Raw genomic sequence first — 16,908 nt, 5'->3', positions numbered from 1 at the left:
TGACCGAGCAAAACGGGAAAGCGATGATGGAGCCAAGTGTCAGAACGGACCCGCAGAGAGCCGGTGGCTGGTGAAAACCGGTGGTTCGACTGACGCGGAGCCCTCCGGAGTGTCCGGCTGAACCCCTCCAAGGTCAGTAGGTCGGATCGGTGGGACCGTTATCCCCGGGGTCATCGACCCGTCGAGGTCGCCGACGCGAGTCTGCGACGAAATGAGGGTGGCACCACGAGACCTCTCGTCCCTCACCTACCCTGCCGTAGGTGTGCGACGAGAGGTCTTTTCATATAAAACATCCTGGGGGAGGGAGAGAAACAATGCCCTTCGAAGAAAAATTTCATCTGCGCATTCCCGGGCCGACACCCGTTCCGCCCCGGGTGCAACACGCCATGAACCGGCCGATGATCGGCCACCGCAGCGCCGAATGCAGCCGCCTCGTTCGACAGTGCAGCCAAAGGCTCCAACCGGTCTTCGGCACGCGGGAAAACGTATTGATCATAACGGGCAGCGGCACTTCCGCCCTGGAGGCCGCCGTCTCCAACACCGTGGCTCCGGGGGAAGAGGTGGTGGTGGCGGTGACCGGCGCCTTCGGCGACCGCTTTGCCAAAATCGCCGGCCGCTTCGGAGCCCAGGTGCACCGCCTGGACATCCCCTGGGGAGAGGCCTGCTCACCCGACGCGCTGAAATCCTTTCTCGCCAGCCGGCCCCGGGTAAAGGCCGTCTTCCTCACCCACTGCGAAACCTCCACCGGCGTGCTCAATCCTGTCCAAGACCTGGCAACAATCATCAAGGAGCATACCGACGCCCTGGTCATCGTAGACGGCGTCAGCAGCGTGGGGGGAGTAGCCTGCGAAATGGATGCCTGGGGCATCGACATCTTCGTCACCGGATCGCAAAAGGCACTGATGCTTCCTCCCGGCCTGGCCTTCGTCGCCGTCAGCCCCCGTGCCTGGGGAGTCATCCGGCAGACGGAAGGCCCCCGGTTCTACCTGGATCTTCAGACTTATCATGAAGATCTGGAAAGGGAAACCACTCCCTTCACTCCGGGAATCGCCCACCTGTTCGGGCTGGAGGCCGTCCTCGACATGATCGAAGAAGAAGGGCTTGAAAACATCTTCGCCCGCCACCGGCTGATGATGGAAATGACCCGCGCGGGGGTCCGGGCCCTGGGGCTCCCGTTGCTCACGGAGGACGCCGTCGCCTCCCCCACGGTGACCGCCGTTCGGGGGACAGAGAACATTGACGCGTCCGCCCTTCAGAAAGAACTGCGCCGCATCGGCGCGGTGGTGGCCAGCGGTCAGCAACATCTGAAAGGAAAGATCTTCCGGATCGGCCACATGGGCTATTGCGATCCCTTGGACGTCCTGACCCTCCTCTCCGCCTTGGAAACCGCCTTGCACCGCCTGGGTGGGACGGTCCGGTGGGGGGCCGCCGTCGGGGCCGCAGAGGAGGTGTGGAACCGTGTTTAAAGTGCTGATCACCGACCCTTTGAGCCCGCAGGGCACCGAGATCCTCCGGCAGGCTCAAGATGTGGAAATTGTGGAAAAAACGGATCTTTCTCCGGAAGCGCTGCTCAAGGAAATCGAGGATGCCGACGCCCTTCTGGTCCGCAGCCAGACACAGGTGACCGCGGAAGTGATTCATGCCGCCAAACGGTTGAAGGTGATCGGCCGGGCAGGAGTCGGGGTGGACAACATCGATGTCAACGCGGCCACCGGCAAGGGAATCATCGTGGTCAACGCGCCCGACGGCAACACCATCTCCACCGCGGAACACACCTTCGCCATGTTGATCGCCCTCGCCCGGAACATCCCCCAAGCCTACCGGTCCCTCATCCGAGGCGAATGGGATCGCAAGCGGTTTGTCGGCGTCGAGCTGAGGGACAAACGACTGGGAATCATCGGCCTGGGGAGGATCGGAATGGAGGTGGCCAAGCGGGCGAAGGCCTTCCACATGGATGTGATCGCCCACGATCCCTACCTGACTCCGGACAGGGCCGAAAAAATCGGGATACGGCAGGCCAGCCTGGACGAGGTGATCCAAACCTCCGACTTCATCACCGTTCACACTCCGCTCACCAAAGAGACGCGCCATCTAATCGACAGCCGGGCTTTCGAAAGAATGAAACCGGGTGTCCGAATCCTGAACTGCGCCCGGGGAGGCATCGTCGACGAAGGGGCGCTGTTGGAGGCGATACAAACCGGCAAAGTGGCCGGTGCCGCCCTCGACGTCTTCGAAACGGAGCCGCCGGGCAAACATCCGCTCCTTCAACTGCCCCAGGTGATCGCCACCCCCCATTTGGGGGCCTCCACCCGGGAAGCCCAGGAAAACGTCGCCGTCGATGTCTGCGTGGAAGTGCTCCACATTCTGCGGGGAGAACCCTTCAAGAACGCGGTCAACCTGCCCTCGATTCCGGCGGAACTGCAGGAAAAGCTAAGACCCTATCAGTCCCTGGCCGAAAACCTGGGCCGGTTCGCCCTGCAGGCGACGCAAGGCGCCCTCTGCTCCGTAACCGTCACCTATTCCGGGGAACTGACCGGCCTCGACACGGCTCCCTTGACCCGGACCATTCTCAAGGGCGCCCTCTCCACCTATCTCTCCGACGTCAACTATGTGAACGCCACCTTCCTGGCCAAGGAGCGGGGAGTCCGGGTGACGGAACAAAAGGTTTCCGATCTCCGGGGCTTCACCAACCTGATCACCGTCGAGGTGGTCACCGACCGCAGGCGGCGCACCGTTGCCGGCACGCTGCTGAACGGGCTTGGAGCCCGCATTGTGAACATCGACGGCTATCCGATCGATGTTCTCCCCCGGGGGCATCTGCTCCTGATTCAACACCGGGACCAGCCCGGGGCCATCGGACGGGTGGGCACCCTATTGGGGAAACACGGCATCAACATCGCCACGATGCAAGTGGGTCGTCGGGATGTGGGAGGACAAGCCATCATGATGCTCTCGGTGGACAAGCCGGTTCCTCCTGAAATTCAACAAAGCCTTGCCCGTTTGGAAAACATCGAGACCGTCCAGGAAATCGATCTGTAACGGAGAAAAGGGCGCTTCCTCCGCGGTGAAGCATCGCTCCCCCTCCGGCGGGAACGCCTGCCGCGCTGGACGAAAACCTCCCCCGCGTGCTAAGATGCTTGATGCAAAGACAACCAGCCAATCAACGGAAAAGGAGGATCTGGATGGGCGCAACGGACGAACGCGTGGCCATCGTGACGGGGGCCAGCAAGGGGTTGGGGGCAGCCATCACCCGACGCTTCGCCGACGGCGGAATCCGGGTCGTCGCTTGTGCCCGCAGCGAAGACAAGCTGAGGGAGGTGGCGGAATCGGATCCCGCTCGGATCATTCCGATCCCCTGCGACGTTACCCAGAGCCGGCAGATCAGCCATTTGATCGACGAAACCATCCGGCGCTTCGGCCGAATCGACATATTGGTGAACAACGCCGGACTGGGCCGTTTCGGCAAAGTGCACGAACTGTCCGAAGAAGATTGGGACCAAATGATGGCCGTCAATCTGAAGGGAGCATTTCTCGCCTGCAAATACGCCATACCCCACCTCATCCGGGCAAAGGGACACATCGTCAACATCTCCAGCGTCGCCGGAACCGTCACCTTTCCCGGCGGAGGCGGTTATTGCGCCTCCAAATTCGGCTTGATGGCCCTGTCGGATGTTTTGACCCAGGAGCTGAAACCCCACGAAGTGCGGGTCTCCACCCTCTGCCCCGGATCCATCTTGACGGAATTCGGCTCACCCAAACCCTACGCCCTCAAGCCGGAGCAAGTGGCGGAAACCGTCTGGCAAATGGTTTCCGCGCCGCGCGGGGTCATCTACAACCAAATCATCATGCGGCCCCAAGTGCCGCCGGAAATGCAAAAGTGATCCCGTCGGAACCCGCCATGAATGCGAAAAACCGGATGCCTTTCGGCATCCGGTTCCTTCATATTTCCCTATTTCTCCCCGTCGCTGCCCACGGGTAGCTTCACCGTGAAGGTGGTGCCTTCCCCCAGGCGGCTTTCCACGGAAACCGTTCCGCCGTGGGCATCCACCATGTGCTTGACGATGGCAAGCCCCAGTCCGGTTCCCGACTGCCCCCGGGTTCGCGCCTTGTCCGCTTTGTAAAAGCGCTCAAAGATAAAGGGAAGGTCTTCCTCGGGAATGCCGCTTCCCGTGTCCCGCACCGTCAGCGACACCTTTTTGCCGTTGCTCGGGGCCGCCTTGAGACAAATCTCCCCTCCCTCGGGGGTGTGCCGGATGGCATTGTCCACCAGATTGGTCAACACCTGCTCCACCTTGTCCTCATCCCAATAAACCTCCGGCAAATCGGATTGAACCTCCCACTTCAAGTTCACCTTCTGCTCTCCGGCAAGTCCCTGGAATTTGCGGACCACCCGCTTGATCAGCGCAGAAACGCTCACCCGGGTCCGTTCGATCTCGATGTGCCCCGACTCCATCCGGGCCAGATCCAGCAAATCCCTCACCAGCCTGCCCATCCGCAAGGTCTCGTCGTGAATCACCTGGGCCAGCTCCCTGCGCATCTCGGGAGACTGGGCGATATCATCCAGCAGCGCCTCGCTGTATCCCTGAAGCATGGAAAGGGGAGTCCGCAATTCATGGGAGACATTGGCCACGAAATCCTTTCTGAGCTTATCCATCCGGCGTTCCTCCGTCACATCCCGGAGAACGGCCACCGCTCCCCTCACCTGATCCCCGGCGTAAAGGGGGGCCATGACCACCGCCCACGTACGGCCGTGAAGGGTGACATCGGCGGCGTGATCCCTTTCATCCCTCACCACCGTCCGAAAGATCTCCCGAAGGGGAGGGGGCAAGCTTCCGCTTTCTTCCTCCTCGTCGGACCAGGAGGCGAGCAGTCGCTCGGCCGGCGGATTGACCACGATGATTTTTCCCTCCGCGTCCATCGTGATCACCCCGTCCACCATGCTGCGCAAAATGCTGGCCAGCTGTTCCTTCTCGTGAGAGAGCGCCTCCACCGACTCATGGAGCTGCTCCGCCATCCGGTTGAAACTGATGGCCAGATCGCCGATCTCATCCCTCTCGCGCTGTCGGACGGGAAGCCGGATCGAAAAATGCCCCTGGGCCATCTTTTCCGCCGCCCGCTTCATCTGAATAAGAGGCTGGGTGATGCGGGTGGAGAGGAAAAAGGCGAAAATCGTCGTCAAAAAAATGCTGATCAAGGCGGAGTAAACGATCCATCGCTTGATGTCGGTCTCCGTCAACTGATCGTGCTCCTGATATAGGACGACGGCGCCCGTCACCTTTCCGTCCGATTTCAGCGGAACCGCCGCCAGGAGGATCTCGTCCTTGAAGAGGGGAAAGGCATGCTCACTCTTCCCCACCTGCACCCTTCCCCGTAGGACCACCTCTTTCCCCTGATATACCCGTTCGATCTCCGTCTCCTTCAAAATGGCCTGCCACGGAATTTCCGGGGAACCGGGCGAACCGTTCAACGAGCGGGTGGATTTGTCCGGACCTAGGATGATCGAATGCACGTCGAACAGTTCAGTGACCCGCAAAAGGGCGGACACGTATTCCGAATCGGGTTTCGCCTCATCCTGTAGGGATTCCTGGATGTGGCGGGCCAGGTTGAGCAGATACTTCTGCTCTCCCTGATTCACCGTCCGCTCCAGCTGTTCGCTGAGGATCAGGCTGAGCAGCATCAGGACGAGGGTGACAAGGCCGATGATCGTCAGCCACAGTTTGCCGACGACGCTGCGCCAGATCACTCCTTCGGCACCTCAAGCTTATAGCCTACTCCCCACACCGTGGTGATCATCGCCGCGGCGGCGGGGGAAGCCTTGTTCAGTTTTTCCCGGAGCCGCTTGATGTGCGTATCGACGGTGCGGAGATCGCCGAAAAACTCGTAATGCCACACGTCCCTGAGCAGTTCCTCCCGGGTGAACACCTTGGAGGGAGAACGGGCCAGATAATGGAGCAACTCGTACTCCTTCGGCGTCAGCGACACCTTCTTTCCGTCGGCCCGCACCTCATGGGCGTCGTGATCGATGGTCAGGTTGGGAAAAACGATCACATTGCGGGTCTCCGTGTCGGTGGTCAAAAAGGCGGTTGCAGAAGAGCGGCGCAATACCGCCTTCACCCGGTGAACCAGTTCCCGGGGGCTGAAGGGTTTCACCACGTAGTCATCGGTGCCCACCTCAAACCCCTCCACCCGGTTCACTTCTTCCCCCCTGGCGGTCAACATGATGATCGGTGTGGCCTTCTTGTCGCGAATCCTCCTGCATACATCCAATCCGTCCATCCCCGGGAGCATCAAATCCAGAATGATCAGATCATAGTCCTGGGAAAGGGCCATGTTCAAAGCCTTTTCCCCGTCCTCCGCCTCTTCGATCTGAAAGCCCTCCCGCTCCAGATACATGCGAAGCAGCCTGCGGATCCGATCCTCATCGTCTACGACCAGGATTCGTTTTTCCCTGTCCATGGTCTCACCTCACGGAAAATCCTTTATGCGTAAGAATGAAGACCTGCAAACACCAAGTTGATGGCAATCAGATTAAACATGAGAATCACAAAACCGCCCACGGCCATCCAGGAGGACTTCAGACCGATCCATCCCCGGGACAGGCGCAGATGCAGATAGGCGCTGTAAAAGAGCCAGGTGATGAGGGCCCACACTTCCTTTGGATCCCAGCCCCAGAAGCGTCCCCAGGCATAATGGGCCCAGATCGATGCGAAAACCAGCCCGCCCAGGGTGAAGATCGGGAAACCGATGGCAATGGCCCGGTAGGCGATTTCATCCACCATCTCCGGATCGAGATTCTTCACCAAAGGATGGAGGAATTCGCTGATCCGCTTCCGGAACAGCGCCCGGAACAGACCGTAGAGGATAAGCCCGGCGATGAGAGACCAAAATACCGTGTTCAACTTGCTCGCCGCCTTCTCCCCCTTCATCCAGGAGGGCGCTTCAAACAGCGGACGGTCCAACCCCAGGAAGGGATCCATCTTCACCACTTCCCCTCCTGCAGGACCGATCAGGGGGGGCAGGGAGTACTCCTGCAGGTTGGTTTCGCCGTTTACCGGATGTTGGATGGCAGCCTCATAACCGAGGCCGGCAAAAAGGAAGCTCACGAGAATATAACCCACGAACAATACCAACAGAACCAGCGTCAGCTCCAAATAGCGCGCATGGGCCGTATTGCGCTGGCTTCCGACGACCCGGATCAAATAAATCAGCCCGGCGATGAATCCGACGGCGAAAGCCCCTTCCCCGAGGGCCGCCATCGTCACGTGAATATGGAGCCAATAACTCTGCAGGGCGGGGATCAAAGGACGAACTTCCTTCGGGAAAACGGAAGCGTAAGCCAGAAGGATCACCGCCAGCGGAAGGACAAAGGCTCCCAGGGTGGGGGTGCGGTAGAGATAATAGATCAGAATAAATGCCAAGACGAGGGCAAAGGCCAAAAACGCGGTAAATTCGAACATGCTGCTGGCGATGGAACGGCCGCCGACAAAAAAGCGGCTGATGATAAACATCACCTGAATGGCCGCACCGGCAATGCTCAGCACAATCCCGGCCTTTCCCCACCGACGAACGTGATTCTCCTCCCCGCTCCTCCGTTTCCTCCCGACAACCGCAACGGCAAAGGCGACGGAAGCCAGCCCATACGCGACAAAGGTGAGAAGGAGCAAGTTCTCCATCCATGTATTCATCCGTTTTCCCTCCTACCGCTGGTCGGAAAAACAAGCCGAAGATCCGTCCCCTCTGCGGCCTGCTCCAGTTCTCTCCTGAACCCGAACCAGTTCTTGTTGGTATGGGCACCTAGATACAAGATGCCCTCCTTCCAGCGAATCCAAACCCTTCGGTGCTGCCAGTAGAACCCGATGGCCAGACCGATCACGAAAATCACCGCACCGGTGAAAATGATCGGTGTTCCCTTCTGCTGGCGAACGATCAGCCCCGACTGGTTGACGGTTTGAATCTTTGCCAGTTCGATTTCGTACCGGTTCTCCTTTTGAACCTCATCCATGTTCGTGCCGGCGATCACCCAGGATTTCTCCGGCTCCTTCAGCTCGGGTGTTTTCAGCTCAAACACGAAGGCCGGCCGGTTGGGCTCCTCCGAAAGGGTGATCGGGCGGTTCTCTTCCATCGCAAAGTCAGGGAAATACTCCAAAATGCGCACTTCGGCACCACCGGGCAAACGGTAGGACTTGCGGAATTTCGGATTATCGAGATCCACCGTGAAGCTTCCGATGGTTTTTCCCGTCTTCCTGTCCCGGACGGACAATTCGAGTCCCTTCAACTTGGTTTGAAAGTCGGATTGAAACAGCTCAACGTCCTGATACTTCAGCGGATGGTTCACCCGGATCGTTTGGCGGTGAACCGGCTCCAATTCGCCGGTCTCCGGATCCTTTGTAAACAGCACCGCCTTCGTCTCATACTGCTTGACCACGGGCTGTCCGCTTCCGGCCGCATCCGGAGGCAATTCCTCCGGATCGTAAAACACCACGGAAGCCGCCTCGTTTTTGACATAATAGGGGGTTTGGGGAACCGGCTTGGTCTCCCCTTCCCGTACGAACACAAACTCGTTCAGATAGAAACCCGGGACCCTGAGCAGCAGAATCCCGATCAAAAAGATGATCAGTCCGACGTGGTTGATATAGGGTCCCCAACGGCTGAAGCGCCCCTTTTCCGCCAGCAGGGCAGCCCCTTCCCGGCGAATGTGGTATCGCTTCCGGGAAAGCCTTTCCGCCAACCGGTCCATCAGGGCGATTCCTTCCTTCTCCGTCATCTCCCGCTGCGCATGGATCCGCTGACGCGTGAGAAAGATGGGATCCTTCGTCACCCGCTGATTCTTCAAAGCCCGATACAGAGGGACCACCCGATCCAAGCTGCAAACCACCAGGGACACTCCGATCAGGCCGATCAGCAGGCGGAAGGGCCAGGAGGAATACAGGTCGGACAAGCCCAATTTATAATAAATCTCCCCCACCACCCCGTACTGTTGCGGATAATACACATCGGGACGGGCGGAGGGGATGTACTGCTCCTGGGGAAGAATCGTTCCCAAGATGGATACCGCCAAGGTAATCAGGATCAGCGCGACCGCCACCTTGACCGAGGAGAAGAAACCCCAAACTTTGTCGATCAGCCCGCGATTCCGCGTCTGGGAACGCCGCGCCGCTCCCTCATAGCGCATATCCAGCGACCGGGTTTCTTGTCCGTCTTTTTCATCGAGGGGCTTGCCGCAGGACTCGCACAATACCGTGCCAAAGGGATTGGTGTGCCCGCATTCGCATTTTGTGTTATCCAACGCTCCCACCCCCCGCTTCCTCCGCGCCCTCGGCATGGTGCCGACCCTCTCCCGACCGGGACATTTTGGGAAAAGGCGCCTTTACGATCCATTATATCTCAGGGGGGAAACGAGACTAAAAAATCATTTTGAAGATTGTTTGAAAGATGAGCGAAGGCGCTCAATCTCCTCTCGGGTGAGCTCCCGATAAGTCCCCGGGGAAAGACCCTTCAGGGTTACAAAGGCAAAACGCGTCCGAATCAAACGGCGGACCGGATGGCCCACCGCCTCGCACATCCGGCGGACGATCCGATTCCGTCCTTCGTGAATCACGAGCTCCAGGACGGTATGCTCCTTTCCCCGACGAATCCGACGCACTTTGGCGGGGGCTGTCCATCCGTCCTCCAGCCGGACCCCTCCTCTCAGCCTCTCCAACGCCTCTTCGGTCGGATCCCCCTGGACGGTGGCGCGATACCATTTTTCCACCCCATACCGGGGATGCATCAGGAGATTCGCCAGATCCCCGTCATTGGTGACGAGCAGGAGACCTTCGGTGTCATAATCCAGCCTTCCCACCGGAAACACCCGCTCGGGGATGTCCCGGAAGTAATCGGCCACCACCGGCCTCCCCCGGGGATCCGACATGCTGGTAATCACCCCCCGGGGCTTGTAAAAGGCAAAAAGCCGCATCCGCGGCAAACGGATCGGCTTCCCTCCAACCTCGATCCTGTCCCGGAGCGGGTCCACCTTCACGCCCAGCGTGGTGACCGTCTCCCCGTTCACCTTCACCTGACCCTGGAGGATCAGCTCCTCGCTCTTCCGACGGGACGCAACTCCCGCTCGGGCGATGACCTTCTGCAGCCGTTCCATCTTCTCACCTCATCCTCATCTTAGCCAATCCCGATGAGAATGACAAATCAGCCGCCGAAGACCAGCGTCACGATCAGCCAGGATGCCAGAAAGCCGGCCAAATCGGCCAGGAGTCCCACCTTTACCGCGTACAGGGAGCGTCGGATACCCACCGCGCCGAAGTACACCGTCAATACGTACAGGGTGGTGTCGGTGCTTCCCTGCATCGTCGATACCAGCCTGCCCAAATATGAATCCGGGCCGTGGGCGCGAAAAATGCTCTCCACGAAGGCAAGGGATCCGGCGCCCGAGATGGGGCGGAGCAGGGCCAGGGGAAAAGCCTCTTCGGGAAAATGGAACAAAGAGAGAACCGGCTGAAAAAGCTGCAGGTAAAACTGCATCGCCCCCGTTTCCCGGAAGATGGAAACGGCCACCATCATCCCCACCAGGTGGGGAATGATCTGCACGGCGGTGGGAAAGCCCTCCTTCGCCCCCTCGACGAAACTCTCATAAACCGGAACCTTGCGAAAATAGGCGGCGTAAAGAGGGATGAAGACAATGATCGCCGGTATCATCATCTTGGAGATCCAATTGATCCATTCCAATTTCCTTCACCCCTCCCGACGGCCCCTTATTCCATTCGCCCACGAAAATACCTGGCCCGGAACCAACGATCCAACAGGATGGCCACCAGGGTGGAACACAACGTGGCCAGCAGAGTGGTGCCGATGATTTCCGTCGGATCCGCCGATCCGTATTTCATCCTGAGTCCGATGATGGTCGTGGGAATCAGAGTGAAGCCGGAGGTGTTCAGGGCGAGCAGCGTGCACATCGCCGGGGACGCCGTCTTCGAATCGGGGTTCATCTTTTTCAGTTCCTCCATCGCCTTGATGCCCATGGGGGTTGCCGCGTTTCCCAGTCCGAACAGATTGGCGCTGATGTTGCTCAGGATGTATCCCATGGCCGGGTGGTTCGGAGGGACCGACGGAAACAAAAAACGGACCACGGGGCGGAGCAGCCGGGCCAGTTTCTCCAGCAGACCGGCGTCCTGAGCGATTCGCATCATGCCCATCCAGAAGACGAGAATGCTGATCAAACCGATGCAGACCGCCACCGCTTCCTTCGCCCCCGTCAGCGCCGCCCGGGTCACCAGCTCCACCCGGCCCTGAGCCACGGCGGCCACAACGCCGCTCAATATCATCCAAAACCAGATATGATTGACCAAGGACTCAACCCCCTCTGCCAAAAACATACTGCAACACGGAAGGCAAGAGGCGCCATACCGATGGTTCTTCTCCGTACCGCGTCAAAAGGGGCACCGTCCCGATCAATTCGTCCCCCAGATAGATGCGAACATTGCCCACCATCTTCCCTTCCCGTCCCACCCGGTCCAACGGATGCGTCACCACCGGCTCCAGCCGGATTTGCTGCCGTTCGTCCTCGCTCAGGGGATAGACGAATTCCGATGCCGCCACCGCCTGAAGCACGCGGCCCTCCTCATCCGCCACGCGTGCCCAATCGAATGCTTGCCCCTTTTTCACCAACTGAACGGGAGAAAACTCTTGAAATCCGAACTCAAACAAGCGCATTGAATCATTCCAGTCGTCCGGTGCATTCAGGGTGACGCTGACCAGGCGGCGGCCGTCCCGGTTCGCCGAGGAAACCAGCGTCCGCCGCGCCTTTTTGGTGTACCCGGTTTTCACACCGTCCGCCCACCGGTAAAAGCGGAGCATCTTGTTTTTGTTGTACCACTTGCGGTGCCACTTCTCCCCCGGCCAAGGGACGGTTTTCACCTCCGTCGACACGATCTCACGAAACACGGGATTTTTCATGGCGTACGCGGCCAGCCTGGCCAAATCGGCGGCCGTCGAATAATGGTCCGGATGATCCAACCCGTGGGGGTTGGCAAAATGAGTGTCGGACAAGCCCAGATATTCCGCCTTTTCATTCATCATGTAGACAAAGCCCTCCACCGATCCGCCCACATGTTCGGCAATCGCCACCGCCGCATCGTTTCCGGACCGGAGCATCAGCCCGTACAGCAGGTGCTCGAGGGGAATCCGCTCGCCCGCCTTCAAATAAATGGAGGAGCCCTCCACCCCTTCGGCCCGGGAAGAGACCGTCACCTTCTCGGACAAATTTCCGTGTTCGATGGCCACAATCGCGGTCATGATCTTGGTCACGCTGGCAATGGGCATGCGGCGGTGCGCATCTTTCTCATACAACAGCCGGCCCGAGGCCACATCCAAAAGCGCCGCCGATCGGGCGCTCACCTCCGGTCCGGGAGGAGCGGCCGCCGATGCCGCATGGAACGCCAGGGGCAGCACCAGGACCAGGACCATCATCCAGCGAATCGATGTGAGACGCATTCCATCCTCCACCCCAGCCTGGACTTTGTACATGTATATGCCGGGCCAGTCCGGTTATGAAACACAAAAAAACCGCCCCCAGAAGGGACGGACAGGCCGGCGAAAAACGAACGGACCGATTTTCCTCCCTGCGGGGAATCGGTCCTTTCCGTGACGCGGAATCTCAAATGTCCATGCGGGGTTGTTCTTCCGAACGCTTCTTTCCCCGGACGGCTCCTTGCAGTCGCTCCATCAATCCCGGGGCAAAATCGATCAAACGGTCGAGGAGGTGGGTCTGTCCGTCCAGGTTGAGCAGGCGGATTCCCTTTTCACCCACTACGAGGAAGGCCACCGGCGTGATCGACACCCCTCCCCCGCTCCCGCCGCCGAAGGGGAAATCGGCTCCCATTTCCTTTCCGTGCTTCTCTTCATCCAATTGCCGTTTCCTCTTATCCGAATCGTCCATCGTAAAATCCGTCCCCCCGGCCGCATAACCGAAACCGACGCGGGACACGGGAATGATGATGCTGCCGTCCGGAGTTTCCACCGGATCCCCGACGATCGTGTTCACATCGACCATCTCTTTCAGATTTTCCATCGCCGTAGTCATCAGGCCCTGAAGGGGGTGTTCCGCCATGTCCCCTCACTCCCTTTGCGCATATTTAGATACAGGCGAGTGACGGCAAGTATAAGATGCCCCAAGCGAAACCGGACTATGCAGAGCAGTTTGGACTCAAGGCGCTTTGCCTCGAAGGAAGGGCGGACATTCAACGCGGGAGGGCGCTCCCACCGCACATGCCTTCCCGCCACCGAAACGAACGTCGTCTTGATCGCCCAGGCCAATCCCGTGAGCACTCCCGTCTCGGCGGCGTCACCCGTTCCGATGGTGGTGGCCCATTCCAACCGTTCGCAGGTGACATGCCTCAAAAAGCGGCGCATCGTGTCATTCAGATTGCGCACGCCCCTCCTGAGAACCCGAAAGCGCTTTTGGGACCGGAGAATCGTTTCCGGGGTGATCCTGCGCTTCTTGACGGTGAGGGTTTTCCCTTTTCCGGTTCGCAACTCCTGGCGGACGGCGAGATCTCCCCGCTCCGTCCTTTTCAACAGGGGAACGGAATAGTGAAAGCGAACCAACCCCCCGATCCAGCGAACAGTCACTCCCAGCTCATCGTCGGTCCCTTCCCTGCGGTATTGAAACCGGATCGACAACGTGGTAAAGGGGATGAGGATCAAAAGAACCAGCAATATGAAAAAAATCCACCCGAGGACATGCATGCCCAACACCTTCCGATTCAGAAATATTTTTGGCAAAGGCAAGCCGGATCATGCAACAAAAAAACCGCCTTTCCCGAAGTTTCGGGAAAGGCGGGCTCACTTCCCGCTGTCAGCGGGCACAATCTCTTTCTCCGATTCGCTTCTTTCCTTCGGTTCCACACCCAACCGAAGGTAAAGATCTCGCCGTTTTTCCTCCCATTCCATCCAGTCGAGGACGGTGTCGGGCAGCGGCAATTCCTCGATGTGTTTCAATCCAAAATACTCCAGAAACTCCCGCGTCGTTCCGTACAGAATGGGGCGCCCCACCCCCTCGGCCCGTCCCACCTCCTTCACCAACCCCTTCCGCTGCAGGGATTGAATCGTCTTGTCGCACTTCACCCCGCGGATCTCCTCAATCTCCGCCCGGGTGATCGGCTGGCGGTAGGCGATGATGGCCAGGGTCTCCAGCGCCGCCCGGCTCAGTTGGGATCGGTTGGGGCTTCGGGCCATTCGCTCGAAATAGGGGGCGAACTCCGGCAACGTGGTCAACTGAAACACCTTGGCCACTTCCACGATCTGCAGCCCCCGCCCCGCTTCCTTCCATTCCTCCTGCATCCTCCGGACCGTGTCCAACACCGTTTGAACATCCACCTCGAGAATTTCCGCCAGTTCCCGCGGATGAAGCCCTTCATCCCCCGCGGCAAACAGAAGCCCTTCGATCACCGCCCGCATTTCACGCTCGTTCAATGGAGCCCTTCCCCCTTCTCTCCGACGGCTACGATGATGATTTCATCGAACAGCTGCTCCTGGCGGCAGATCACCCGTTTCATCTTCATCAGTTCCAACAGGGCGAGAAAGGTGGTGACGATTTGCTCCCGGGTCGCCTTCCGCCGAAGGAGGCGGGAAAAGCGGACCGTCCCGCCGTTTTCCGAAAGAAGATGTAGCAATTCCTCCATGCGGTCGCCGACGGAAATCTCCTCCCGTACGATGCGGGTGATGGGCGGCTCTCTCCTGCGGTCGGACAACACCTCGACAAAGGCCTGGAACAGGTCGTCGGGAGTCAGGTTGCCGACGGGGTTTTCCTCCTGGGCATAGGCGGAAAGATCGGCCGGCGGCCTCGTGTACACCCGACTTCTCCGGGATTCGAATTCCCGCAGGACTTCGGCCAGCTGCTTATATTTTTTGTATTCCAAGAGCCGCTCGACCAGCTCTTCCCGGGGATCCACCTCATCCTCGCCGTCCAGCCCCTCCGCCGCCTCCTCCGGATCGGTGCGGGGAAGAAGCATGCGGCTCTTGATCGCGAGCAGGGTGGCCGCCATCACCAAAAACTCGCTCGCGATCTCCAGCTCCCATTCCCTCATGGCCGACAGATAAGCCATGTATTGGTCCGTAATGCGGGCGATGGGAACCTCGCACACATCCAACTCCGACTGTTCGATGAGGTGGAGAAGGAGATCCAGCGGTCCCTCAAAGCCCTCCAGTCTGATCGTGACATCCATTCCCTTATCCCTTCAGCTCCCGCATCAGATTCGCCATCTCAATGGCGGTGACGGCAGCCTCCCATCCTTTGTTTCCCGATTTGGTGCCTGCGCGCTCGATCGCCTGTTCAATGGTATCCACGGTAATCACTCCAAAGATGACCGGCACGCCGTTTTTCAGGGCGGCTCCGGACACTCCCTTGGCCACTTCACCGGCCACATAGTCAAAATGGGCCGTCGCCCCGCGAATCACCGCCCCCAGGGCGATCACCGCGTCATAGCGACCGGATGCGGCCATCCGGTCGGCGGCGAGGGGAATTTCAAAAGCTCCCGGAACCCATGCGATCTCCACCGCGTCTTCGGAGGCGCCGTGGCGGTACAAGGCATCCTCCGCCCCTGCCAGCAGCTTGCTGGTGATAAATTCATTGAATCGGCTGACGACGATTCCGAATCGGAGCCCCTGTCCGACCAATTTCCCTTCATATACCTTCGGCACCGAAAATCCCCTTTCCTGTCAAAGGTTGAGCATATGTCCCAATTTGGCCTTCTTCGTCCGCAGATAGTTCAAATTGTCCTCGTTGGGCGGCATCTGGATCGGCAGCACTTCGACGATCTCCAGGCCGTACCCTTTCAAGCCGGCGATTTTACGGGGATTGTTGGTCAAAAGGCGCATTTTGCGCACCCCCAAATCCCTCAGAATCTGCGCTCCGATGCCGTAATCCCGGAGATCCGGGCGAAAACCCAACTTCAGGTTGGCCTCGACGGTATCCAAACCTTTCTCCTGCAGCTCGTACGCCTTCAACTTGTTCAGGAGGCCGATCCCTCTGCCCTCCTGCCGCATGTAGAGAAGAACCCCCGTCCCCTCCCGGTCGATCTGGGACAAGGCGGCGTGCAGCTGCGGCCCGCAGTCGCAGCGATGGGAACCGAACACATCCCCGGTCAAGCATTCCGAGTGAACCCGGACCATCACCGGTTTTTCCGGATCGATCTCTCCCTTGACCAGGGCGATGTGCTCCTTGTCGTCCACGTCGTTGGCATATCCGATGGCCGTAAAATCGCCGAAATCCGTCGGAAGATGGACCGACGCAACCCGTCTCACCAGGTTCTCCTTCCGGTTCCGATATCGGATCAGATCCTGGATGGTAATGATCTTCAGGTCATACTTTTTGGCGATCTCCATCAGCTGGGGAACCCGGGCCATCGTTCCGTCTTCCTGGATGATCTCGCAGATGACCGCCGCCGGGTAGGCTCCGCACATCCGTGCCAGGTCGACGGCCGCCTCGGTATGTCCCGCCCTCCTCAGGACGCCGCCCTTTTTGGCGATCAGCGGAAAAATGTGCCCCGGACGGCGAAAGTCCTCCGGACGGGCTTCGGGATCGATCAGGGCGCGAACCGTTCTCGACCTTTCATGAGCGGAGATCCCCGTGGTCGTGCTGACGTGGTCCACGGAGACGGTAAAGGCAGTTCCGTGGTAGTCGGTGTTGTGGTGCACCATCGGAGGAAGATCCAGCTCCCGGGCGCGCTCCTCGGTGATCGGCGCGCAAACGAGCCCCCGGCCATGGGTGATCATGAAGTTGATCACCTCGGGAGTGGCCTTTTCGGCCAGAGCCACCAGGTCCCCTTCATTTTCGCGGTCCTCGTCGTCAACCACGATGACCATATTTCCCTGCATCAGTTCGTAAATCGCTTCTTCGATCGCATGAAAACCGCTCAT

General features: G+C 59.3%; 17 protein-coding genes and 1 other annotated feature. Of the genes, 3 read left to right on the top strand and 14 right to left on the bottom strand.

Translation table 11 applies throughout. The annotated features are described in order from the left end of the window. The first annotated feature begins 14 nt into the window (after positions 1–14). Positions 15–246, top strand: a binding site (T-box leader). Positions 247–314: 68 nt separating this feature from the next. The 3 genes from CLV97_RS11580 to CLV97_RS11570 all read left to right on the top strand — a co-directional run bounded on the left by CLV97_RS11580 (position 315) and on the right by CLV97_RS11570 (position 3,881). Then, entirely contained in the window at positions 315–1,466 is a 1,152-nt protein-coding gene (locus CLV97_RS11580; RefSeq protein WP_106345695.1) for a pyridoxal-phosphate-dependent aminotransferase family protein, read from the top strand. Continuing rightward, a complete protein-coding gene (serA, locus tag CLV97_RS11575; RefSeq protein WP_106345694.1) occupies positions 1,459–3,039 on the top strand; it encodes a phosphoglycerate dehydrogenase in 1,581 nt (526 codons plus the stop codon). The genes CLV97_RS11580 and serA overlap by 8 nt, the downstream gene beginning before the upstream one ends. Before the next feature lie 143 nt (positions 3,040–3,182). After that, a complete protein-coding gene (locus tag CLV97_RS11570) occupies positions 3,183–3,881 on the top strand; it encodes an SDR family oxidoreductase (protein WP_106345693.1) in 699 nt (232 codons plus the stop codon). A 68-nt stretch (positions 3,882–3,949) separates the two neighbouring features. Here the strand turns inward: CLV97_RS11570 and CLV97_RS11565 are convergent, their stop codons facing one another. From CLV97_RS11565 to CLV97_RS11500, 14 genes are all read right to left on the bottom strand, one after another. Next, a complete protein-coding gene (locus CLV97_RS11565; protein WP_425440567.1) occupies positions 3,950–5,743 on the bottom strand; it encodes an ATP-binding protein in 1,794 nt (597 codons plus the stop codon). Beyond that, a complete protein-coding gene (locus CLV97_RS11560; RefSeq protein ID WP_106345692.1) occupies positions 5,740–6,456 on the bottom strand; it encodes a response regulator transcription factor in 717 nt (238 codons plus the stop codon). Before CLV97_RS11560 ends, CLV97_RS11565 begins: the two co-directional genes overlap by 4 nt. 23 nt (positions 6,457–6,479) lie before the next feature. Continuing rightward, on the bottom strand, positions 6,480–7,685 hold the full coding sequence (gene ccsB, locus CLV97_RS11555) for a c-type cytochrome biogenesis protein CcsB (RefSeq protein ID WP_106345691.1): 1,206 nt from the start codon (positions 7,683–7,685) through the stop codon (positions 6,480–6,482). Beyond that, positions 7,682–9,286, bottom strand: a complete 1,605-nt coding sequence (gene resB, locus CLV97_RS11550; protein WP_170070482.1) for a cytochrome c biogenesis protein ResB — start codon at positions 9,284–9,286, stop codon at positions 7,682–7,684. The genes ccsB and resB overlap by 4 nt, the downstream gene beginning before the upstream one ends. A gap of 123 nt (positions 9,287–9,409) precedes the next feature. Further along, a complete protein-coding gene (locus CLV97_RS11545) occupies positions 9,410–10,135 on the bottom strand; it encodes a pseudouridine synthase (RefSeq protein WP_106345689.1) in 726 nt (241 codons plus the stop codon). Positions 10,136–10,182: 47 nt separating this feature from the next. Then, complete coding sequence (locus tag CLV97_RS11540) at positions 10,183–10,692, bottom strand: spore maturation protein (protein ID WP_106345715.1); 510 nt, start codon at positions 10,690–10,692, stop codon at positions 10,183–10,185. 53 nt (positions 10,693–10,745) lie between these two features. Beyond that, positions 10,746–11,339 carry a nucleoside recognition domain-containing protein gene (locus CLV97_RS11535; RefSeq protein WP_106345688.1) on the bottom strand — a complete coding sequence of 198 codons (594 nt, stop codon included), beginning with the start codon at positions 11,337–11,339 and terminating at the stop codon, positions 10,746–10,748. A gap of 4 nt (positions 11,340–11,343) precedes the next feature. Beyond that, positions 11,344–12,483 (bottom strand): D-alanyl-D-alanine carboxypeptidase family protein, encoded by a 1,140-nt coding sequence (locus tag CLV97_RS11530; protein WP_106345687.1) that lies wholly within the window; start codon positions 12,481–12,483, stop codon positions 11,344–11,346. 163 nt (positions 12,484–12,646) lie between these two features. Next, positions 12,647–13,099: a GerW family sporulation protein gene (ytfJ, locus tag CLV97_RS11525; RefSeq protein WP_106345686.1), complete on the bottom strand. Its 453-nt coding sequence runs from the start codon at positions 13,097–13,099 to the stop codon at positions 12,647–12,649. After that, positions 13,072–13,737, bottom strand: coding sequence for a DUF2953 domain-containing protein (locus CLV97_RS11520; RefSeq protein ID WP_106345685.1), 666 nt, complete (start codon positions 13,735–13,737; stop codon positions 13,072–13,074). The genes ytfJ and CLV97_RS11520 overlap by 28 nt, the downstream gene beginning before the upstream one ends. Before the next feature lie 96 nt (positions 13,738–13,833). Next, on the bottom strand, positions 13,834–14,448 hold the full coding sequence (gene scpB, locus CLV97_RS11515) for an SMC-Scp complex subunit ScpB (RefSeq protein WP_425440568.1): 615 nt from the start codon (positions 14,446–14,448) through the stop codon (positions 13,834–13,836). An 11-nt stretch (positions 14,449–14,459) separates the two neighbouring features. Then, the gene (locus CLV97_RS11510) at positions 14,460–15,215 is read right to left on the bottom strand and encodes a segregation and condensation protein A (RefSeq protein WP_106345683.1); all 756 of its coding nucleotides are present in this window, start codon (positions 15,213–15,215) and stop codon (positions 14,460–14,462) included. Positions 15,216–15,219: 4 nt separating this feature from the next. Next, complete coding sequence (gene ribH, locus CLV97_RS11505) at positions 15,220–15,690, bottom strand: 6,7-dimethyl-8-ribityllumazine synthase (protein WP_106345682.1); 471 nt, start codon at positions 15,688–15,690, stop codon at positions 15,220–15,222. A gap of 18 nt (positions 15,691–15,708) precedes the next feature. Beyond that, positions 15,709–16,908 carry a bifunctional 3,4-dihydroxy-2-butanone-4-phosphate synthase/GTP cyclohydrolase II gene (locus tag CLV97_RS11500; protein ID WP_106345681.1) on the bottom strand — a complete coding sequence of 400 codons (1,200 nt, stop codon included), beginning with the start codon at positions 16,906–16,908 and terminating at the stop codon, positions 15,709–15,711.

Origin of the sequence: Planifilum fimeticola, from assembly GCF_003001905.1 — a bacterium.
Lineage (GTDB): Bacteria > Bacillota > Bacilli > Thermoactinomycetales > DSM-44946 > Planifilum > Planifilum fimeticola.
The sequence above is the reverse complement of the archived record's forward strand: the minus strand, read 5'-3'. Positions and strand labels throughout refer to the sequence as shown.